At 41.3% G+C, this 21,574-nt stretch carries 19 protein-coding genes; 9 read left to right on the forward strand and 10 right to left on the reverse strand.

What is annotated here, in order from left to right; genetic code table 11:
• Positions 1-24: 24 nt before the first annotated feature.
• The 8 genes from H4683_RS00300 to H4683_RS00335 all read left to right on the forward strand — a co-directional run bounded on the left by H4683_RS00300 (position 25) and on the right by H4683_RS00335 (position 12,467).
• Complete coding sequence (locus H4683_RS00300) at positions 25-2,157, forward strand: MMPL family transporter (RefSeq protein WP_192596832.1); 2,133 nt, start codon at positions 25-27, stop codon at positions 2,155-2,157.
• Between the two features lie 316 nt (positions 2,158-2,473).
• The gene (locus H4683_RS00305) at positions 2,474-3,211 is read left to right on the forward strand and encodes an IclR family transcriptional regulator (protein WP_192596833.1); all 738 of its coding nucleotides are present in this window, start codon (positions 2,474-2,476) and stop codon (positions 3,209-3,211) included.
• A 489-nt stretch (positions 3,212-3,700) separates the two neighbouring features.
• Entirely contained in the window at positions 3,701-5,362 is a 1,662-nt protein-coding gene (locus H4683_RS00310; protein WP_192596834.1) for a urocanate hydratase, read from the forward strand.
• Positions 5,359-6,465, forward strand: coding sequence for a DUF917 domain-containing protein (locus H4683_RS00315; RefSeq protein WP_192596835.1), 1,107 nt, complete (start codon positions 5,359-5,361; stop codon positions 6,463-6,465). Before H4683_RS00310 ends, H4683_RS00315 begins: the two co-directional genes overlap by 4 nt.
• 99 nt (positions 6,466-6,564) lie before the next feature.
• On the forward strand, positions 6,565-8,184 hold the full coding sequence (locus H4683_RS00320) for a BCCT family transporter (protein ID WP_192596836.1): 1,620 nt from the start codon (positions 6,565-6,567) through the stop codon (positions 8,182-8,184).
• 42 nt (positions 8,185-8,226) lie between these two features.
• The gene (locus H4683_RS00325) at positions 8,227-9,750 is read left to right on the forward strand and encodes an HAL/PAL/TAL family ammonia-lyase (protein WP_192596837.1); all 1,524 of its coding nucleotides are present in this window, start codon (positions 8,227-8,229) and stop codon (positions 9,748-9,750) included.
• Between the two features lie 84 nt (positions 9,751-9,834).
• The gene (locus H4683_RS00330) at positions 9,835-11,190 is read left to right on the forward strand and encodes a dihydroorotase (RefSeq protein WP_192596838.1); all 1,356 of its coding nucleotides are present in this window, start codon (positions 9,835-9,837) and stop codon (positions 11,188-11,190) included.
• Positions 11,187-12,467, forward strand: a complete 1,281-nt coding sequence (locus H4683_RS00335) for a Zn-dependent hydrolase (protein WP_225941796.1) — start codon at positions 11,187-11,189, stop codon at positions 12,465-12,467. The genes H4683_RS00330 and H4683_RS00335 overlap by 4 nt, the downstream gene beginning before the upstream one ends.
• Positions 12,468-12,593: 126 nt before the next feature.
• On the opposite strand, the gene H4683_RS00340 is transcribed toward H4683_RS00335, so the two are convergent.
• The 5 genes from H4683_RS00340 to H4683_RS00360 all read right to left on the reverse strand — a co-directional run bounded on the left by H4683_RS00340 (position 12,594) and on the right by H4683_RS00360 (position 15,211).
• The gene (locus tag H4683_RS00340; RefSeq protein ID WP_192596839.1) at positions 12,594-12,752 is read right to left on the reverse strand and encodes a hypothetical protein; all 159 of its coding nucleotides are present in this window, start codon (positions 12,750-12,752) and stop codon (positions 12,594-12,596) included.
• A complete protein-coding gene (locus H4683_RS00345) occupies positions 12,749-13,225 on the reverse strand; it encodes a hypothetical protein (protein WP_192596840.1) in 477 nt (158 codons plus the stop codon). Before H4683_RS00345 ends, H4683_RS00340 begins: the two co-directional genes overlap by 4 nt.
• Positions 13,226-13,268: 43 nt before the next feature.
• The gene (locus H4683_RS00350; RefSeq protein WP_192596841.1) at positions 13,269-13,922 is read right to left on the reverse strand and encodes a pentapeptide repeat-containing protein; all 654 of its coding nucleotides are present in this window, start codon (positions 13,920-13,922) and stop codon (positions 13,269-13,271) included.
• 129 nt (positions 13,923-14,051) lie between these two features.
• Positions 14,052-14,912 (reverse strand): putative RNA methyltransferase, encoded by an 861-nt coding sequence (locus tag H4683_RS00355; RefSeq protein ID WP_192596842.1) that lies wholly within the window; start codon positions 14,910-14,912, stop codon positions 14,052-14,054.
• A gap of 53 nt (positions 14,913-14,965) precedes the next feature.
• Entirely contained in the window at positions 14,966-15,211 is a 246-nt protein-coding gene (locus H4683_RS00360) for a hypothetical protein (protein WP_192596843.1), read from the reverse strand.
• A gap of 62 nt (positions 15,212-15,273) precedes the next feature.
• On the opposite strand from H4683_RS00360, the gene H4683_RS00365 reads away from it, so the two are divergent.
• Entirely contained in the window at positions 15,274-16,398 is a 1,125-nt protein-coding gene (locus tag H4683_RS00365) for a CAP domain-containing protein (protein WP_192596844.1), read from the forward strand.
• Positions 16,399-16,812: 414 nt separating this feature from the next.
• Here the strand turns inward: H4683_RS00365 and H4683_RS00370 are convergent, their stop codons facing one another.
• The 5 genes from H4683_RS00370 to gcvPB form a co-directional block, all read right to left on the reverse strand.
• Positions 16,813-17,364: a superoxide dismutase family protein gene (locus H4683_RS00370; RefSeq protein ID WP_225941797.1), complete on the reverse strand. Its 552-nt coding sequence runs from the start codon at positions 17,362-17,364 to the stop codon at positions 16,813-16,815.
• 174 nt (positions 17,365-17,538) lie between these two features.
• Complete coding sequence (locus H4683_RS00375; protein ID WP_192596845.1) at positions 17,539-18,261, reverse strand: amino acid ABC transporter ATP-binding protein; 723 nt, start codon at positions 18,259-18,261, stop codon at positions 17,539-17,541.
• Positions 18,258-18,914, reverse strand: coding sequence for an amino acid ABC transporter permease (locus H4683_RS00380; protein ID WP_192596846.1), 657 nt, complete (start codon positions 18,912-18,914; stop codon positions 18,258-18,260). Before H4683_RS00380 ends, H4683_RS00375 begins: the two co-directional genes overlap by 4 nt.
• A 195-nt stretch (positions 18,915-19,109) precedes the next feature.
• Positions 19,110-19,922, reverse strand: a complete 813-nt coding sequence (locus H4683_RS00385) for a basic amino acid ABC transporter substrate-binding protein (RefSeq protein WP_225941798.1) — start codon at positions 19,920-19,922, stop codon at positions 19,110-19,112.
• A 70-nt stretch (positions 19,923-19,992) separates the two neighbouring features.
• Positions 19,993-21,570, reverse strand: a complete 1,578-nt coding sequence (gene gcvPB / locus H4683_RS00390) for an aminomethyl-transferring glycine dehydrogenase subunit GcvPB (RefSeq protein WP_192596847.1) — start codon at positions 21,568-21,570, stop codon at positions 19,993-19,995.
• Positions 21,571-21,574 lie beyond the last annotated feature (4 nt).

A 21,574-nucleotide genomic window follows, 5' to 3' on the forward strand; every position in this document is an offset into this window, starting at 1 on the left:
AGATACATAGGAAGGATGGATGGTATGCACACACTTGCTCGTTTTGTTACGAGGGCACATAAAATAATCATCATCGCGTGGATTACCCTATTTGCAATCATGGCCTTTTTCGCTATTAAGTTGCCTGGATTACTCGAAGGGGACGGCTTCGAAATGAAGGGAGAGCATGCCCTTGTGATGGATATCGTTTCGAATACTTTCGATATGCCTGCCGAGACGATGTTCCTCGTTTTCAATAACGTTACCGATGATAAAATCGAGGCCACACTCAGTAAAGTCAACAAACTTGGCTTGACATCAGATATTGTGTCACCACTAGATAACAAGACACAATACAAAGACCATGTCTCCTACGCTTTGCTCCATTTTGAGAGTGAATCGAAAAACATGTCTGATGTCGTCACGCAGATTCGTGATGCAATGGGCGATGAAAAAGGAATTACCCTTACAGGTGCTTCCGCAATTTCAAAAGATATTAACGCTGCAAGCCAGCGTGATTTGATGACGGCGGAGGCGATTGGATTACCGATTGCCATTATTGTACTCCTATTTGCATTCGGAACAGTCGTTGCTTCATTCGTACCGCTCATCATTGGCGTTGTAACGGTTGTTTCCTCATTCGGAATCTTAACCCTTCTTGGCGGGAAAATGGACCTATCCATTTTCGTTCTAAATATCGTTCCAATGCTTGGTCTTGCACTTAGTATCGATTTCGCATTGCTGTTCATTAGCCGCTACCGAGAAGAAAGGAAAAAAGGAGAACTACTCGATGCGGTCGCAACGACAATTCGAACAGCAGGAAGATCCGTTATTTTTTCGGCATTTTGCGTATTCATCGGTTTGGGTGCGATGATGCTCATCCAAGTTGATATTTTCCAAAACATCGCAGTCGGTGGGATGATTGCTGTAGCGGTGGCCGTCCTCAGTTCGGTGACATTACTGCCTGCTGTGCTGATTGTTCTCGGTGAACGGATTGACAAATGGCGTTTATTGAAAGAGAAAGCAAACGGAACTGACGCTTGGCGTAAGTTTGCAAATCTTGTCATTAAGCGCCCCGTTTCCATTATACTTGTTGCGTTCATTTTACTAGGCATTGCATTGATTCCTGTAAAAAACATGGAATTAACGATTCCCCAAATTGACTCGTTGCCGAAATCGTATGACACACGGCAAGCCTTCGAATTAATGGACAAAACGTTTGGACTTGGTGACCAATCATCCATCTATGTCGTGGCAAAGCGCGCAGGTGGGTGGGTGGATGATGCTGGCCTCAAGTCTATGAAGAAACTCGAAGATGAACTGACAAAAGATCCACTCGTGCAAGAGGTGACCACAATCTTCACTGCGAGCGAAACCGGTTCGGTGGAAGAATGGACACAAGCAATGACGGTTCCTGAAGTGGCAACTAGTCTCACACCACTTCTTGAAACGTTTGTTAATAATGATAAGTTATTGATTCCTATAACACTTGCAGCCGGTGGATCTACCGATGAAGCACAAGAATGGGCCCGTCATTGGTCTGATAAAAAGACCGAGTGGAATCTTTTAATCGGTGGACAACCGAAATTCAACCAGGAAATATTCGATGAAATTTGGGATAAAATCGTGTATGTCCTACTCGTTATCGTCGTTTCGACATTCATTATCCTAATGATTGCCTTCCGGTCGATCTTGATTCCGATTAAGGCAATTTTGATGAACATCATTGGGTTGTCCGCGACATTCGGCATCCTCGTTTATATATTCCAATACGGCCATTTCGGTCTCCAGGAAGGGACGATTGCGCTCATTATTCCAGTCATCGTCTTCAGCCTTGTCTTCGGACTGAGCATGGACTATGAAGTGTTCCTTATTTCAAGGATGCAGGAAGAGTATGCAAAGTCATTCGACAATGACCGTGCTACCGTGGAAGGACTTGCGACGACAAGTAAGGTCATTACATCAGCGGCGCTCATTATGATTGTTCTTACTGGGGCCTTCGCTTTCACTGACGTCATGCCCGTGAAACAAATCGGTGTGGGCATCGCCATTGCCGTCGCAATCGACGCAACGATTATCCGTCTCCTTCTCGTTCCAAGCCTGATGAAACTATTTGGTAAATGGAACTGGTGGCTGCCGTTTCGAAAAGGGCCTTATAAAGCCGGGAATTGGCATTAAATCGGAGCGCAGGGCCCAAAGGAAGAGCCATCCATGAACTCTGGAAATCCAGGGTCCTTGGACGGCCTTTTTTTATAAAGACAATCCAGAATAATCTATTATCATTAAATTGAACTATAGCAGAAATAATATTGCGTCGTCAATCCCCTTTTTAAAGTATTTGAAACTGCCCAGTAACTCCGGTCGATTGTATAATGAAATATACCGACTTGATAAACGAAAAACAGATCAACATCATTGCTTCTATAAACACGCTGTACTATTCTAAAACAGATTCGAAGTTGGAAAAAACATGCGGAATGGTGAGGATATCTAATTGAGAGGTTCACAAACATTAGAACGTGGTTTAGACATATTATTTGTATTAACTGAAGCAGGACGTACTTTAACAGTACCTGAAATTGCCGAAAAAGTTTCTTTACCGGAAAGTACAACCTATAGATTTATTCAAACTTTAGAACAGAACGGAATAGTTGAGAGAAAGGGGCAGGGGCAAATTGGATTAGGCTTTAGAATATTAGATATGGCCCGTGGTTTAACCCAGCAAATAGATTATCAACTTAATATAATTGCGCATCCATTTATGGAGAGTCTTACAAATAAGACTGGTGAAACCACGGTTTTAGCGGTTAGAACTGGATTAAATGTTGTTGTAATTCAAAGAATAGAGAGCGCCCATTTCATACGAATGGCGGTTGATGAAGGAAAAAACCTTCCACTGCTTGAAGGTGCTTCCGGAAAGGCGTTATTACCTTTTGAAAATCAAAAGGTTATTGAACAGACTTTAACACACTTAAAAAATCCGAAAAAAATAGCTGATTTAGCTTCTCAATTAAATGCTATTCGTGGCAAAGGATTCGTTATAACGAAAGGGGAAGTTGATAAAGATGTCATAGGGATAGGAGCGCCAATATTTAATCGCTTTAACCAAGTCATCGCAAGTTTAACGATTGCAGGACCTAGCTTCCGAATCTCTAAAGAACAGAGCGAACTCTTTGCAAAAGAATTATTGATTACGGCAAGAAAAATTACAGAACAGTTATCAATGACATGAATGAACATTAACTATTTTTTTATTGCGTGTTCAGTAGATAACAATTTCAAGTTAATACTAGAAAACAAACAGTTCGCGTATTCTGAATGACGTCTTTTCATTTGAAAACCATTTTTGCGGTTATTCAAATGAAAAGGCGTTCTTTATTTTTACAGAATAACTGTGGAACATAATCACAATAATGAAATCATTAATATATATGTTGAACTAAAGAATCCTACTAACAACGCTCGGCGCTTGGGGAAGGATGTAGTTCAATCCTTCCTTGGGGATGCCTTCGCTGGAGATTACGGGAAAATCATAAGTTCAACATATTATAGTAATACAAGCATAAATATTAATAGTTTTTTAAAAGTTTTCAAAACACTCTTGACCTTTGTCTAAATTTTTGTTAAATTGATTATGCATTTCAATTAATTATCGTTATTAGATATTTGATTATCATTAATTGATAACAAGATATAATATAAATTAAATGGAGGGTTATAAATGGGAGAAATAAAAGCGGCAAGAGGAATAGAATTACGTTGTAAAGGCTGGCGACAAGAAGCTCTCCTGCGGATGTTGGAAAACGTTTTGGAAAATGGAGAAAACCAAGACGAGCTGATTGTTTATGCAGCACTAGGAAAAGCAGCTAGAGACTGGGGATCCTATCATGCCATCGTCAAAACATTAAAGGAACTAAATGATGATGAGACGATGGTTATCCAATCGGGGAAACCAATCGGAGTATTTAAAACACATCTATTTGCTCCCCTTGTAATTATGGCCAATTGTAATGTTGTCGGAAAGTGGGCAACAAGTGATAACTTCTATGAAATGCAAGAAAAAGGACTTATTTGCTGGGGTGGTTTAACAGCCGGTGCTTGGCAATATATCGGTTCACAAGGGGTTATTCAAGGGACATATGAAATTTTCTCGAGAATTGCCGAAAAGCATTTCAATAGTAACCTATCAGGCAAATTTATTTTGACTGCTGGCTTAGGGGGAATGGGAGGGGCCCAACCACTAGCTGGATTCATGGCGAAAGCTGCGATTCTCTGTGTTGAAGTGAATGAAGAACGAATTGATAAGAGGATTGAAGTAGGCTACTTGCAGAAGAAAGCAACTGATTTATCCGAGGCTCTTGAATGGATTGCTCAGGCTAAAGAGAATAATGAAAGCGTTTCAATCGGCCTATTAGGCAATGCTTCTGAAATTTATCCGGAAATTTTGAGTAGAGGAATAATTCCTGACATTGTTACGGATCAAACATCTGCGCATGATTTGGTCTACGGATACGTTCCAGGTGGTTATACACTTGAAGACGTGAAAGTTGTACGTGTTGAAAACCAGAAAAAACTTGAAGCCGATGCGAGGGCATCCATTGCCACAGAAGTTCGAGCAATACTTGAGTTTAAACGTCAAGGCTCGATCGTTTTCGATAACGGAAATAATATTCGCACGCAAGCTTTTGAAGGAGGTGTAACGGACGCATTTGATATTGATATTTTTACAGAGGCTTACTTGCGCCCGCTCTTTAGTCGGGCAATCGGTCCGTTTAGATGGGTTGCACTAACCGGCAATGCTGAGGATATTAAGAAAATTGATAACTATATACTCGAAGAATTCAAGGATAATGAAACCGCAGTTAATTGGATCAATTTAGCTAATAAGTATGTTCCATTCGAAGGGCTGCCTGCGAGAATTGGCTGGTTCGGGCATGGAGAACGTACAAAAATAGCTTTAGCTGTTAACCAAATGGTGAAAGATGGAACGTTAAGTGGACCAATCGCTTTTTCACGCGATCATCTTGACGCGGGAGCAATGACACATCCGAATATCATGACAGAAAATATGAAAGATGGAAGCGACGCTATCTCCGACTGGCCACTAATTAACGCAATGTTACATTGTTCTTCAATGGCTGACCTTGTCGTTATTCATTCGGGAGGCGGCGGTTACATGGGATATATGACAAGCTCAGGTGTAACGCTCGTAGCTGATGGTAGTGAAGAAGCAGCAATGCGATTAAAGCATACGTTGGACAATGATACAGGACTTGGTGTATTGCGCTATGCAGATGCCGGTTATGAAGATGCATTAGACGAAGTAGAGAAAAAAGGGATTAAAAGAATTGAAGTTCAAAATGTACAGGGGGCATCAAAATGAGAAAGTTAACACTAAAAGATGTGGAAGCAGCAGTAAAAGGAGGTTCTATTTTCGCGAGTGGTGGCGGTGGTTGGGTCGAACATGGAATGGAAATCGGGACGGCGGCTGTTACAATCGGTCAACCTACATTAGTTTCCGTCGATGAACTGCCGGACGATGCGATTATTATTACGACAACGGCAATTGGCGCGCCGGCCGGAACAACCGACTGGCAGATGCTTGGAAAAGACTATATTAAAGCTGTTGAGCTCGTGCAAGAAAAATATGATGGTAAAATTGTTGGCGTTATGACACCACAAAACGGAATGTCAAGTTCTATTAATGGTTGGCTTCCAGCCGCGGCCCTCGGCCTTGTTGTAGTTGATGCAACCGGGGATATCCGCGCCCATCCAACCGGGAATATGGGAGCGATGGGTCTAAACTCTAATCCTGAATATGAAACAATTGAAGCAGTAGCAGGTGGAAAGCCAGAAACCGGTTCGTATATTGAATTGGTCGTAAAAGGGAGTCCTGCTAAAACTTCTTCCATCTTACGTACAGCTTCTAACATGTCGGGTGGGTTTATTGCTTCTGCACGCCATCCAATTCCAGCAAGTTATGTAAAAGAGCATGCAGCAGTTGGTGGGATTACAATGGCTATTGAATTAGGCGAAGCAATTATAGCGGCTGAACTAAACGGCCCGGAAGCAATTATTCAAGCCATTTGCGATAAAACAAATGGTGAAGTAATCGGGCGTGGAAAAGTTAAAGCGTTCAATGTTAAATATACCGATGAAGCGTTTGATATCGGGACTGTCACTGTCGAAACAGCGGATGGTAGTCTGACACTGCATGTTATGAATGAATATATGGCAGTAGACAATGGAAGTGGAAAAAGAGTAACTACTTACCCTGATATCATTACAACTATTTCGACAGAAACAGGCCGTCCGTTAAGCGTTGGCGATTTAAACGAAGGAATGGACATAGCTGTTTTCAGTATTAATAAAAAACATGTACCCATCAGCTCAAGCGTACGGGATGCAAGTGTGTACCCTGATGTCGAAGCTGCACTTGGTATCAATATTTCTGATTATGCATTAGAAAAAGACACGGTTAAATAAAGTAAAAATGAATTTAAGTCCTCTAGTATTCTTTTGAACCTAGAGGCGTTGTTTCTTGAATAGACGGAATATACTTAAAAATGAAGGTGGGTTATTATAATGAGAATCTTCCAGAACTTAAGGTTATCAGTTTTTGTTCCTATGTCGATTATTCTTTTACTATCAATAGTTGTTGGAGTAGTAGCACCTGAGGCTTTTTATAATGTTGAAAATACGATAGTGCAGTTTGCTTTTGAAAAATTCGGATGGCTATTTCAATTATCAAGTGTGCTATTTTTAGCTATTTGTATCTTCTTAACAGTTTCAAAGTATGGGAATATTAGGATTGGAGGTCCTGAAGCGAAACCCGATTTATCTACATGGAATTGGTTCGCTATAACATTGACTGCAGGTATCGCAACAGGAATTTTATTTTGGGGGATTGCGGAGCCAATCACTCATTTTATGAGCCCGCCAGAGGTTTTAGGATTAGTGCCAGGAAGTGAAGCGGCCGCGATGTTCTCAATGACTCAAACCTTCATTCACTGGACGTTCTCTCCATATGCAATTTACGGATTGGCAGGGGTTGGAATCGCATTTGCCATTTATAATGCAAAACTCCCTTATCAAGTTAGTTCAGTATTATACCCAGTGTTCGGAAAGAAAATTAAAGGTTCGATAGGAGCCATTGTTGATAGTTTATGTTTATTCGCTATTGTTGGCGGTGTCGCTGCTGTACTGGGTGTAGGAACGATGCAAATTGCAACTGGATTAAACATAGTTACCGGCATCCCCAATGGGAAAGTAACCTGGATTATTATTGTCAGTATTATTGTGGCGACATACATCTTTTCAAGTTATACCGGACTTAATAAAGGGATTCGTTGGCTTTCAGATAAAAATACAAAAATCTTTATTGGCATAGTAATCTTTGTATTTATTTTCGGTCCGATGCAATTTATTTTATCACTTGGAACACAGTCATTTGGCCATTATATTCAAGACTTTTTTGTTAGATCTCTTTATTTAAGTCCAATCGATGGATCAGAGTGGCCTAGATGGTGGCCAATCTATTATTGGGCAATATGGTTGGCATATGCACCACTAATGGGAATGTTTTTAGCAAGAATATCGAAAGGACGCACCATTAAACAGTTTATGACTATGAACGTAGGCGTACCAGCTATGGCCGGTGTCATATGGTTTTCCATTTTTGGTGGTTCAGCTATAAGCCTTCAGTTAAAAGGGGTGGGTATTTGGGAATCTATTCAACAAAATGGCATGGAAGTATCCGTGTTTTCTTTCTTGGAGCATTATCCTTTATCCACAATAACTAGCCTTATTTTTATCATCACCGTGTATATTTCAATCGTTACGATGGCCGATTCGATGACATCCACTGTATCTTCATTAACAATAAAAACTTTAGGCGGTGGGGTTTCCGAAGCTCCGGGTAGAGTGAAAATTTATTGGGGTATCATTATGTCCTCAATGGCGATTATTAACTTATTGTCAGCCGGTGGGAAAATTAGTGGAATTGATGCCACAAAGCAGATTGCTACTATTGCAGGTTTCCCGATTTTATTTTTCATGCTTCTCTTAGCTTATTCAACTTTAAAATTCATTACGCAACAAGAAAAGTACGATGTCGCGACGTATCCTGAAACAGCAAAAGTTTCATTGGAGGATGAAAATGAAAAAGTTCCTGAAATAACGTCGAAAGAAAGTAATGAAGCATAAAAGATAATGTATGAAGGACGATTAGAAGCGGAGGTAAAGAGGATGTACAAACAATCTATCTTGTTGAATGGACAGCAACTAAGTATCGAAGATGTTCATAAAGTTGCTGTTCTAAAAGTAAATGTAGAAATTTGTCCGCAAGCATTATCCAAAGTAAAGGAAGCTAGAAAGGTAATATTGGAAATGTTGGATAGCGATATCCCGATTTATGGCTTTAACAGAGGGGTCGGAGCAAATAAGGATCGGGAAATCGAACCAACCTTCTATGAGGAATATAATAGGAATTTAATTCTTTCACACAGCGCTGGTGTGGGACCAGAAGCCAGTGAGGCCGTTGTAAGAGCGACAATGTTAGCAAGGTTAAATACATTATTACTTGGTTGTACAGGAATTCAGCCTGAAATAGTAATGATGTACAAGGAATTCTTGAATAAGGAAATACATCCCGTCGTTCCTGAAAGAGGTTCAGTAGGCGTTGGCGACATTACATGTCTTTCCCATATCGGGCTTGCCATGATTGGTGAAGGAGAAGTCCATTATAAAGCCGAAAAAAAGACAGCAGCCGAGGCGTTGAAAAAGGCCAGATTACAACCAATAAAATTAGGACCCAAAGACGGCTTAGCCATTGTGAGTTCCAACGCACTTGCAGCCGGAAAAGGGGCACTCGTTCTAAAAGAGGTAACCGATATTCTTGAGATGGCTGAAATTATTTACTCCTTATCACTTGAAGGGCTTAATGGAAATGTAAGTCCACTAGATAAAGGTGCCTATAAAGTAAGACCTTTTCCAGGGCAAGAAGTAAGCGCTTCGAATGTTCGTAAATACTTGCAAAATAGCTATCTATGGCAATCCAACCAAACTAAAGCACTTCAAGATCCCCTCTGCTTCAGGGATGCCTGTCAAGTTCACGGAACAGTTCGTGATTCTTTAGAATACGTATCGAACTATATGAATTTGCAGTTAAACTCATCTGATGATAATCCCTGTCTATTATTTGAAGAGAAGCGGATTATTGCATGTTCTAATTATGAAGTTCTTACATGGGTGCTCGGTTTTGAAATGTTAGGCAATGCATTAAATCATCTTGCTAAGATCGCTTGCTATCGGACCATTAAACTTTCTACACCTTCTTTTACCGGCTTGCCAAGGTTTTTATCCCCCAGTAAAGAAACGATAGCATTCGGAACGATTCAAAAGACATTTACTTCTTTGGCAAATGAAATTAGACATTTGTCGAATCCATCATCTTCAGATTACTTTTCATTAGCTGAAGATATTGAAGATCATGCAAGCAATTCTATGCATGTCGTAACAAAAACAGCAACAATCATTGATAATCTCTATTATATTTTAGGAATTGAGGCGATGCACGCCGCTCAGGCTATTGATTTGAGAAGAGAGAATAATTTAGGTGTTGGGACTGCTACAGCATATACTCTTTTCCGGTCAAAAGTACCTTTCTTGGATAAAGACAGGAACCTTTCGATAGATATTAACGAAGCCTACAAGCTTTTGAAATCCGGGGAACTTCTAGAAAAGGTTAAGCTAGCAACAAATAAAGGTTAAGTGAATTGTTTAAGTAATAAACTTCGACGATCCAGTCAATAGATATAGATGTCCACGATACGTAGACTTGTTAGGAGGATTTATATGTACGATTCCATAACGATTAAAGGAAACATTGTTTTACCAACCGAGGTTCTATTTGATTCTTATTTAACGATAAGTAACGGAAAGATCACATCCATTTCCAAAGAAAAACAGGATGACTCCGAGATTATCGATGCTACCAATCAGTATATTCTACCCGGAGCAATCGATGCGCATGTTCATTGTTATAGTTCAATGTTAGAGGGATTTTCCAATGCGACCAAGTCGGCTGCTGCCGGCGGGGTAACAACAATCATTGAAATGCCTTATGATGCAGATAAATTAATTTGTACGCAAGCTCTTTTTGAAGAGAAAAAAATACTTTTGGAGCAAGAAGCTGTTGTTGATGTCGCAATGCTTGCAACAATTGCACCTAAAGATGGTCTATATCAAATTCCTTTACTTGCGGAATCCGGAGCATGTGGTTTTAAAGTATCCTTATTCAATACGGATTCGGTCCGCTTTCCGAAGATTGACGAAGGCGAATTATATGAAGCATTTAAAGAAATTGAGAAAACGGGTAGGCCTGTTGGGGTCCATGCAGAAACGGACTCAATTGTAAGGAAATTTATCGATAACTATGCAGATGAGGGTGAAAATAATCCATCCGCTCATTGTAAAAGTAGACCAAAAGTTGCCGAGTCAACCGCTGCACTCACTGTAATGGAACTGGCACATTATACAAATGCAAAGCTTCACTTATATCATTGTACATTCCCGCGTATATTTGATTTGGTAGATTACTACAAAAGCCAAGGGACGAACGTAACAGCTGAAACATGCACACATTATTTAACCTTGTGTGAAGATGATATGGAGAGGCTGAAGGCAAAGGGTAAAATAAATCCGCCTTTGCGTTCAGCAAAAGACATGGTTGACTTGTGGGAATTATTACGACACGATCGAATTGATATGGTCACATCTGATCATGCACCTTGGACAATTGACAAGAAACAAGCAACTGATATATTCAGTAATTCCTCAGGTGCACCAGGTGTAGAGGTGCTACTTCCCATTTTGTATAGTGAAGGCGTAGCAAAAGGGAGAATATCGATCGTACAACTGGTTAAGGTGCTAAGCGACAACCCTGCAAAACATTTTGGTTTAGGACATAGAAAAGGGAAAATTGAAGTTGGATATGATGCAGATATAGTCATTTTGGATCCCAATGAAAAATGGATTTTAGATGAAACGAAAATGTACTCTACTGCCAGATGGAGTCCATATGAGGGTATGGCAATGCAAGGGAAAGTAAAACGGACTTTTGTTAGAGGGAAAGAAGTATACAATGGAAAAGTGATTGGTCAGCTTGGTGACGGAATATTTATTAATGCTATTCATGGAAGTGAATTATGACGATGACCCATTACTTTGACTTAAATACTGATAGAATTCAAAATGACATTTTGACCCTTGCAGGAATGATTAATGAGGAAGCGGAAGGTTACACCCGCAGGCCTTTCACAAAATGGTACGCACAAAGTAGAGCTTGGTTAGCGGAAGAAATGAGAAAATGTGGATTGGCAGTTCAGATAGATGCTTCTTCAAATCTAATTGGTCGACTTGAAGGGATAAACAAAAGTTTGCCTCCGCTCATGATTGGATCGCATACAGATACAGTAACAGGCGGTGGTAGATTTGATGGTATCATCGGTGTCTTGGCCGGTATTGAGATTGTTAGACAATTAAGTGAAAAAAACATGGCGCTAGATCACACTCTACTAATTGTAGATTTCACTGCCGAGGAACCAAGTGAATTCGGGATTTCCACGATTGGTAGTAGGGGTATGGTTAATAATCTATCTACAGAGATGTTAAGCCGAAAGGACCCCGACGGATTAGTGCTAAGTGAAGGAATAAAGCTTGCCGGAGGAAGACCTAAAGACATTCCAGTAGAAGCATTACAAAAGGGAGACCTCTCTTTGTATTTGGAATTGCATATTGAGCAAGGACCCGTTTTGGAGCAAACGAACACTGATTTAGGTATTGTGACTGGAATTGTTGGAATACAACGCTATCGTATTGAAGTTGTCGGCCAAGCAAATCACGCTGGAACAACACCTATGAATATGCGTTTTGACGCGTTAACTGCGGCCTCAACACTACTATTGGCGATTGAAAGTATAGCCAACCAGCAATATGAAGAACTTGTCGTCGGGACTGTAGGTAGACTATTTAATGAGCCCAATGGATCGAATGTCATTCCTGGCAGAGTTATTTTCGATGTCGAATTGCGTTCGTTAAGTACGAATGCTGTGGATCAAATGGTGAATCAAATAAAAGAAGAAATCACAATTGTCGAAAGCAATAGAAGTGTGAACATTGTAATGGATAAGCTATCGCAGTCGGATCCAATCATTGTTGATCAAGAAGTAGTTAATGGTATTGAAAAAAGTTGTAGTAAGATAGGAAAAACAACTCATTTGCCGAGTGGGGCTGGGCATGATGCAAATCAAATTGCTAGAATTTCTCCAATCGGTATGATTTTTGTTCCTAGTAAAGATGGTAAAAGCCATTGTCCGGAAGAATTTACGGAATACGAGCAAGTTGCAAAAGGTGTTCAAGCACTAGGAAATGCTCTGCTGCATTTCGACCAAGTACTCGTTAATCCTACAACCTGCCCGCAGCATTGATAGGGATTGTCCCTATAAAGAAGCCTCACTTCACTTTACGTAATAAAAATCGGCAACGGTACTGTTGCATAACCTACAGAACCTAAAAACGCACTTGGATTTCATAAATCCGAGTGCGTTTCATTGTCAAATTTCCATATTCTTTTCCATCATCTCAATAACCGGAACTACGGATTCCATTCCCTTTTCATCTTTTTTAAACTCCGCCATCATCGAGAAGTAAATGACTGCAACGATAATAATGACAAACAAAATGAGGCCGATAACGAGGTGCTTTCCCTTCATTCAGAAGCACCCCCGCCCTCCGCACGTTTGAATTTCTCTTCTTTCAAGTAAGCAACAGCTTCCACGTAATCCCCGAAGCTATCTTCCAAGTTTAAGCCATGGTACAGATTCCAGGCACCGAGTTCTTCCATGAGAACAAGCTCTTCCCCATCGGCATTCATCCATTTCTGTTCAACAGGTTGATCTTCATCCTCTTCTTCAGATAAAGCTTTGATGGAATCCGCGATTACTTCACGCAGTTCCACTTCTGATGCTTCACGAACATTGACAAGACCACGGTCATCCGCGTCGTAGCCTGGGATTCCCGCAACATAGACAAAGGCGTTGCCGTTCGGGTGAAGATGTTGAACGACAACTGTTTTATCGTACAAACTTTCTTCATAATGATAGTTGACCCGTTTCAATGAGATGTCTTTTCGTGTTAGTTCAGGGAATGATTCGATGATTGCTTGTTTCTGTTCAAATGTCAGCATAATTGTCCACTCTTTTCCACTCTGATTTCGTTCAAGTATAGCATTATTCTTCTTTCACCGATAATCCAAGCACACGTGCGAAGCTGATTGCTTGATCCTTTGACACGATGCAGCCCGCGATTTTGGACAACGTCACTTCAATTCTCTCGTATGTACTATCCGATAGGTCTACCCCAACCAAATCCGTTTCAGTGAAGTTGATATTGTCCATTTTGCACGTTTTGAATCGGACCTGCTTGAAATTACATTCATATAATTCCCCGTCACCCAGATTACAGTCGGTGAATTCAACTTCCTTCATTTCTGAAAAGTTAAAATTGATGTAACGACAATCGTTATCTTTGAATAACGTATGGGCGACGTTAGCATTTGCAAAATCTGCACCCGTTAACTTTGAATTCACAATTTCACATCTATGAAATGTGGCATTTTGAAAATTGACATTAGAAAAATCACATGTGTCAAACACCGCATCCACGAATTCTACTGCCGTGAAATCACTTGCCACAAACGATACATCTTTGAAAAGACAATCATCAAAAGAGAGCCTTTCCCCTTCGGTACCTGCCATAACGCCACCTTCAAAACGCATCTTTTGTACATAGCCTTCACTCTTCCAAACGTCAGCTGTCTGCATCAGCCCGTGTTCTGCGGATAATTTCGGTTTCTGACGTTTATCGGTCTTCTTTTTAGTCATACTAAACCCTCCTTATCGCGTTTTCCATTCTATGAAAATGACCAACAAAATGATGGCCGCAATCGCGAGAATGTAAAACCAACTGGGTACGCTACTAATTCCACCAAACATTTCACCCGCCCCTTTCTGTTAACCCGCTCTTTTCACGCCTAAAATAACATTAAAATCGATCGTAATCGCAGGGAGTATAATCCGAAGCGCCTCTGCAATTTTCTCTTCACTTGCCCCCCATGAGAGCGGCGTCATACGTATAAGTGGCTCAAGAAGCCCTTCATCCAGCGGGAAACGGTATGTGATGCGTTCCGTTTCAACAGCATCGAAATGCTCCGCAAACCGTGCCACTGGATCCGATTCTTCCTTCTGCACTTTATCCTCATAAAAAACTTCCCTCAACTCTTTCAAGTACCCACTTTCTGGCACCACCTTCACGAACAGCCCACCTGGTTTAAGTAAGCGGGTGAATTCCGCGTAATTCGCGGGCGATAAAATATTGAGGATTGCATCGAATTGTGTATTTTGAAACGGACAGTTTGCCAAATCCGCCACACTCCAAATGACGCCTGGATATGCTTTCGAGGCGGCCGCCACTCCCTCTTTCGCAAGATCGATGCCGACGCCAAGTATATTTCCTGGCAACTTGGCAAGAATTTCCGATAGATGCGTTCCTTCCCCACAGCCTGCGTCGAGAACAACAGCTTGATTGTCCCCACTGTCCAATCGCTTAACAAGCGCATCTATGACAGGATCGAAAAATCCGCTGCTCATCACGACTTTTCGCGCCTCAAACAGCGATTTATCGTACTTCGTTACATGTGCCTGCGGGGCTAGGTTGACGTAGCCATTCTTCGACAAGTCGAACGAATGATTATCCGCACAGACAAGGCGTGATTGCTCCACCATCTCCATCGCCTCCGAGCAAATTGGACATCTGAATAGATACGCATTCTGCTGCATCACTTGTGCGTTCATTGTTTTTTTCGATAAAGTCATAAATTTTGTACTCCGTTCATTTGTTGTCCTACCAGTATACCGTTTTTCGACGGTTACGGGAAATATGCGGTCGATTGTGAGGTTATCACCGCCTTGGTGGTGTTTATCACCGACTCGAATGGAGTTATCACCGTCTTAGTGGAGTTTATCACCGACTCGAATGGAGTTATCACCGCCTTGGTGGTGTTTATCACCGACTCGAATGGAGTTATCACCGCCTTGGTGGTGTTTATCACCGACTCGAATGGAGTTATCACCGCCTTGTGTTTAATTCTATTCAAAAAACTTGTTTCCGACAAAATGATTCCCACTGTATTCATCACACACCAAAAGGTTACAATAACAAGTAGGAGGCGATTCCATGAAACGATTATTTCTGTTTATATTATTCATAGCTATACTTTATATCGCAAAGCCCTATTGGGAAGAGCCAGTCTCCAAGTATATCGACATCTCATTCCTTGAACCCGTTGACGAAAAAATCAACACTATTTTGAATAAAGATACCTTAGGTACAGCAATGCACTATATTAGTGATATGACGGACAAGGTAATCCTCTACCTGTCACCAAAGTCGGCAGACGAGGAAGAACCTTCTGGAACAATAGAAAAACCGCTGTTGGAACAACCAGTGAACACTACCATTTCGATTCACAACATCGAACTCGGTAGCTCAGAGGAAAAAGTGGAGGCTGAACTCGGTGAACCGAAAAGCCAATCCATGAACGAATATGGAACCGAGTGGCAGACCTTTCACGAAGGCTACCATAATTTTGTTATGGTAGCCTTCGATGAAAAACGTAAAGTAAACGCCGTCTATACAAATGATGACCTTATTTCATCAAATGTCGGCATCCGTTATGGATCTTTGAAATCTACGGTACGCGAAACTTTTGGCGAGCCAATCAAAGAGATTCGAAAAGGATTGAACATTTATATTCTCCAGGAAAGTGATGGATTCGACGTCTTCAAATCAGGAGATACCTATACGTATGTTTTTTATGACCTTCATCAAAATGACAAGGTTACAGCCATTCAACTCATTTCTACTTCACTGGAAAAGAAAAAAACCGGCATTTATACCGGCGGGGATGCTTCGTTACGAAACGGATTCGAACAACAACTTTTCGATTTAACGAATGCCATACGCGTTCGCCACGGGTTAAACTCCCTCGAATGGGATGACGCAGTCTCAGGAACAGCCAGGAGACATAGTGCCGACATGGCGAACAACGACTATTTCAACCATAAGAACAAACAGGGTAAATCCCCATTTGACCGGATGAAGGATGACGGTGTCAAATTTCATGGAGCTGGTGAAAACCTTGCGTACGGCCAATCAAGCAGCATATTTGCACATGAAGGTCTCATGAACTCCGCGGGTCACCGTGAAAACATCTTGGATGACTATAGCCATCTCGGTACTGGCGTCGCCTTCAATGAAAAATTGCAACCCTATTATACGGAAAACTTTTTGCTCAAGTGAAAACGTGCTAGTGAGTGGTTTTTCACCATGACAGTTCAGGCGTGCCATTACAGTTTCTCCCGTTTCCCCTCACAGTTTCGCGATTTGCCATGACAGTTTGGGCGTGCCATTACAGTTTCTCCCGTTGCCCTCACAGTTTCGCGATTTGCCATGACAGTTCGGGCGTGCCATTACAGTTTCTCCGTTTCCCCTTACAGTTTCGCGATTTGCCATGACAGTTTGGGCGTGCCATTACAGTTTCTCCGTTTCCCCTTACAGTTTCGCGATTTGCCATGACAGTTCGGGCGAGCCATTACAGTTTCTCCGTTTCCCCTCACAGTTTCGCGATTTGCCATGACAGTTTGGGCGTGCCATTACAGTTTCTCCCGTTGCCCTCACAGTTTCGCGATTTGCCATTACAGTTTGGGCGTGCCATTACTTTCCAATGGCGGCGCAGGCGATTCGCGCTCCGGAATTACCGGACGGATCTGTTTTGTAGTCGTCCGCTTGTGCGTGGATAACGACCGCACTCCCATCCGTATCGAGAATGGAGTTTGCGGCGCCTGGTTTCAGCGTAAATTCCTTCGTCGTCAACTTGGCAGCCACTTTTCCTTCTGCATCAACTTCGATGTTCGGCAAATCGCCTAGATGGAACCCTTTTGGATTTTCAAAGCCGTGCTCTTTGTGCTTCGGATTGAAGTGGTTTCCTGCCGATGTGAAATCCGGCGGTGTACATACGCCCGTTTCGTGAACATGTACGCCATGTACGCCAGGTGGTAGCCCTTCAGCAGCAATGCTAATTGTCACACCATCTGCCGCCTCCGAAAGAATTACTTCACCAATATTATTTCCTTCCGTATTCAAAATCGGTGCTGTGACACTTTCGATGTTTTCCCCACTTACGGGTATTTTCGAACCACTCTTGCCACATCCACCCGCAATAAAAAGCGCACCCAACATTATAGATAATACAATCTTATGTTTCAATCTGATTCCTCCTCGAAGTCTATTCTCTAGAAGGATGCCCCAGATTTAATTAACTATGTATTAAAGCCGCTGTTGATTCCAATAACCTTGGGATCAACAGCGGCTTTACCTCATTAATATTTCATGTCACCATTTCATTACTGAATTCTAAAATAGCTAACATACATGCTCCCCTTACAATACCTTCGAAAGAAAAGCTTTGGTTCTCTCATGTTTAGGAGCAGAAAATAAAGTCAGGGGACATGCCTCTTCAACGATATACCCTTCGTCCATAAAAACTACACGATCGCCGACTTCGCGTGCGAAACCCATTTCATGTGTAACGACAACCATCGTCATTCCGTCCTGCGCTAAGCCCTTCATAACTGCTAAAACCTCTCCTACCATTTCCGGATCTAAGGCGGAGGTAGGTTCATCAAATAACATTATTTTCGGTTCCATCGCCAACGCTCTTGCAATGGCTATTCTTTGTTTTTGTCCTCCAGACAATGAATCTGGATAAACTTTCGCCTTCTCTACAAGTCCTAACTTTCTAAGTAGGTCGTAGGCAATCTTTTCCGCCTCTTCCCTGCTTTTTTTCCGAACTTTCATCGGGGCCAAAATAATATTTTCCAAAACAGTTTTATGTGGAAATAAGTTGAAATGTTGAAAAATCATCCCGATATCCGCCCGGACACTGTTAATATTCACTTTTTTGTCCGATATATCAATGTCTTCGATATGAATCGTACCCGATGTCGTTTCTTCCAGCCTGTTTAAACAACGTAGAAACGTTGACTTACCGGAGCCTGAAGGACCTATTACAACCATAACTTCTTTCGTTTTGATTTGTACATTAATATCTTTCAATACCTCAACGTCTCCGAACGACTTTTTCAAGTTCTTGACTCTAATCATTTATTAGACAACCTCTTTTCTACATAGTTTAATAAATAGGTCAAAGAGAGTGTTAATAATAAATACGTAAAAGCTACTGCCAAATAGGGTTCCCATACGCGGAAGTATTGACCTGACGCAGCCCTACCCCAATACATCAATTCTGGAGTAGCTATAATGGCAGCCAATGAAGAATCTTTTAGTAATGTAATAAATTCATTCCCTAATGGGGGTATCATCCGCCTGAAAGCTTGTGGGAAAATAATATGTCCCATAGTCAGCCTACTGCCCATCCCAAGAGAGCGAGCTGCTTCATCTTGTCCCTTGTCAATAGACTGGATACCTGCGCGGAAAATTTCTGCAACATATGCAGCAGAATTCAAAGACAACGCAACTAACGCAGAGATAACTGTATTTGTTGGAGACATCAGTAACGGCATTAGCCCGAAGTGAACAAGAAATAGTTGAACTAATAACGGTGTCCCACGAAAAAAGTTGATGTACCAAATAAATGGAATACGTACTAATTTAAATTTCGACATTTTTCCAAGCGCTATGAAAAAACCAAGTACAGTACCAAGTACAATTCCGCCTACTGATAATCCAATTGTATACAGTAGCCCCTTCAATAAGAAAGGTGCATATTCAATAATTATATCAAATCTAAAATCCATCCTCCAAACCCCATCTCAAAATCACCGAATGAATATATTCCCATTATATAAGTTGAACGAAAGATCATCGGCCCATTTATACTTGAATAGTTGAAATAAACGCGTCAAACAAGCATATGTAGAATCAACAAGAGTGTAAAACTTAAATTCAACTTATATAGTTTGATGACTAACAATTATTTCGGGCATCCACTTTTAATCGACTGTCGATTGCGCCTTAATCACTTCTAAATCCGGTGACTCATCAAACCAATGTTCATAGATTTCAGTATATTTACCATTGTCAATGACCGTTTTCAATGCCTGATTAAATTCGTCGGCAAACGTACTCCCCTTTTTAAACAGAGCGCTGTAGTATTCCGGCTCGAAATTCACATCATCCGCAATAGCTATAAATTTATCATTGGGATTATTTCTCACATAGTCGTTTGCAACCGTATTATCAGTGATTACCGCCTCTACATCACCGTTCTTCAATGCCATAAAAGCTACCGCAAGCGTTTCATACTTTAGTACGGAAGAATTATTCTCCCCAACTATTTTTTCGATTGCAGTTTGGCCAGTAGTCGCATTTTGGACTCCGATTTTTCTACCTTTCAAATCAATCGCATTTTGAATATCCGTGCCTTCTTTTGCCAAAATCATTAGGTTTGATTCAAAATACGGATCTGCAAAATCATATGTTTGTTTTCTGTCAGCGGTAATCGATATGGAGGTCATACCGATATCCACCTCGCCGTTTTTAACCAATGCAAACAAGGGATCCCAACCGACATTCTCCACTTTATATTTATGGCCCGCCTCTTCTAAAATCGCGCCAATCAAATCGACATCAAATCCGACAATTTCTCCCTTATCCATAAACACAAATGGAGGAGTTACTGCGTCCGTCCCCACAACCAATGTTTTATCTTTACCGCTAGAATTATCTTTACCGCATGCAACTACAAAAATAATGAGACATAAAGAGAGTGCAATGAGTGTCATTCTTCTATACATGCCGTTCATTACTTCACTTCCTTAGAGTTTTTATAATCATCTTCCACCTGCAAGGAATTTCCCCACTGGTGGCTATTCCTTAAGACCTTACCGCTTCCACTTGCTTTGCCTTTTTCAAATAAGAACGCCACGAAATCGCCCACTTATCCGGATTATCAAAATAATCTTGTTCATCCACACGATGAATCGAACTGTTATGTGGGGCATCCTTTACCTTTTTAGGGTTCGTATACGCTTCACTTGCAACGTAAGTCAATGAAGCAATGTATTCATCCAAATCGGCTTTTGAGAGAGATTCTGTAGGTTCAAGTGTAAATGGTTCTGGTACGATGAAAGGATGATGACTGGACCAATACTGATGAGCAAAATCAGCCATACGACGGGATATATCCTCCGTTGTCACACCCGTTTCTTTTGTTAACTGCTCCCAACTATAACGAACTTGTTCAAGTCTTTTCCCTTTAATATACGGCGCACTTGCCCCACGGATTCCCGCTATTTTATGGTAGAGATAATTGTTATTTAACACAGCGATTTTTGCTACATCTTTCAGCCCTTCTGCTCCAAGTGCTCTGACCCATGCATACGCACGTAGAACTGTTTGGGGAACTCCCTGGAAAGAACGGACTTTCCCGATACTATGCTTCAAATTATCATTCAAAATATAACTCTCACCCTGTTGTTCAACAAGGGGACCTGGCATGAACTCTTTTAATCTATCGACAACACCCAGTGCACCGGTCGCAGGTCCTCCGCAAGCGTGAGGGGTTGAAAACGTTTTATGAAGATTAAAGAAGCACATGTCGAAGCCTGCTTCTTTAGCTCGCGTAATGCCAAGGAGCCCGTTTGCATTCGCTTGATCGTAATAGCAGATACCACCAGCATCATGAACAATTTTCGTAAATTCTTTGATGCGTGGATTATAGATTCCCGTATCTTCAGGATTGGCGACAACGAACCCGGCAGTCCTCTCAGAAACTACGGCTTTTAGTTTCTCAATATCGGGAAAACCATCTTCATCCGGATGTAGCGTAATGATTTTATATCCTTTTACAGCAGCAGTTGCCGCCTGCGATGGATGCGAAAAAATAGTCGTTATAATTTCATCACGTTGATCGTTTTCACCGTTTTTTTCGTGGTAGGCGTGGACAATTGAAGCCATTGCGAATAATGATTGTGTTCCACTCCCCGGTTGGAATGAGAAAGTATCCATGCCGGAGATCTCTCTCAGGCAAAGGTCCAATTTATACATCACTTCAAGAATTCCCTGTACTGTGCTTACATCTTGCAAAGGATGAAGTTCGGACATTTTAGGAGATGAAGCAAACGCTTCGTTAATTTTAGGTGAGTATTTCATCGTACATGTCCCTTGTCCGATTTCAACGTTGAATGCTGCTCCTAACGTTTCTTGGGATAATCGTAAATAATGACGCAACACTCTGTTCTGTGAAATTTCAGGTAATTTAGGCGCTGTTTTTCTAACCATTTCAGCTGGAATAGCAGTAATGCCATCTCCCACATGATCGACAATTTCTTGTTCAACCTGCGGAAGAGTAATTCCTCGCTCACCACTTTGATGAAGTTCAAAAATAATGGGTTCATCCCATTTCGCCTGGTGATAATTTCTAACTTTATGATCCCTATTAATCTTTTGCATTTAC

The sequence above is a fragment of the Sporosarcina limicola genome, assembly GCF_014873855.1.
GTDB lineage: Bacteria > Bacillota > Bacilli > Bacillales_A > Planococcaceae > Sporosarcina > Sporosarcina limicola.

Excerpts from the sequence above, each read along its gene's own strand:
- H4683_RS00335 (WP_225941796.1), top strand. The coding sequence starts at position 11,187 with ATGACGATGACCCATTACTTTGACTTAAATACTGATAGAATTCAAAAT.
- H4683_RS00350 (WP_192596841.1), bottom strand. The coding sequence starts at position 13,922 with ATGACTAAAAAGAAGACCGATAAACGTCAGAAACCGAAATTATCCGCA.
- gcvPB (WP_192596847.1), bottom strand. The coding sequence starts at position 21,570 with ATGCAAAAGATTAATAGGGATCATAAAGTTAGAAATTATCACCAGGCG.
- H4683_RS00375 (WP_192596845.1), bottom strand. The coding sequence starts at position 18,261 with ATGATTAGAGTCAAGAACTTGAAAAAGTCGTTCGGAGACGTTGAGGTA.
- H4683_RS00385 (WP_225941798.1), bottom strand. The coding sequence starts at position 19,922 with ATGAACGGCATGTATAGAAGAATGACACTCATTGCACTCTCTTTATGT.
- H4683_RS00380 (WP_192596846.1), bottom strand. The coding sequence starts at position 18,914 with ATGGATTTTAGATTTGATATAATTATTGAATATGCACCTTTCTTATTG.
- H4683_RS00345 (WP_192596840.1), bottom strand. The coding sequence starts at position 13,225 with ATGCTGACATTTGAACAGAAACAAGCAATCATCGAATCATTCCCTGAA.
- H4683_RS00300 (WP_192596832.1), top strand. The coding sequence starts at position 25 with ATGCACACACTTGCTCGTTTTGTTACGAGGGCACATAAAATAATCATC.
- H4683_RS00320 (WP_192596836.1), top strand. The coding sequence starts at position 6,565 with ATGAGAATCTTCCAGAACTTAAGGTTATCAGTTTTTGTTCCTATGTCG.
- H4683_RS00355 (WP_192596842.1), bottom strand. The coding sequence starts at position 14,912 with ATGACTTTATCGAAAAAAACAATGAACGCACAAGTGATGCAGCAGAAT.
- H4683_RS00315 (WP_192596835.1), top strand. The coding sequence starts at position 5,359 with ATGAGAAAGTTAACACTAAAAGATGTGGAAGCAGCAGTAAAAGGAGGT.
- H4683_RS00325 (WP_192596837.1), top strand. The coding sequence starts at position 8,227 with ATGTACAAACAATCTATCTTGTTGAATGGACAGCAACTAAGTATCGAA.
- H4683_RS00330 (WP_192596838.1), top strand. The coding sequence starts at position 9,835 with ATGTACGATTCCATAACGATTAAAGGAAACATTGTTTTACCAACCGAG.
- H4683_RS00365 (WP_192596844.1), top strand. The coding sequence starts at position 15,274 with ATGAAACGATTATTTCTGTTTATATTATTCATAGCTATACTTTATATC.
- H4683_RS00310 (WP_192596834.1), top strand. The coding sequence starts at position 3,701 with ATGGGAGAAATAAAAGCGGCAAGAGGAATAGAATTACGTTGTAAAGGC.
- H4683_RS00340 (WP_192596839.1), bottom strand. The coding sequence starts at position 12,752 with ATGAAGGGAAAGCACCTCGTTATCGGCCTCATTTTGTTTGTCATTATT.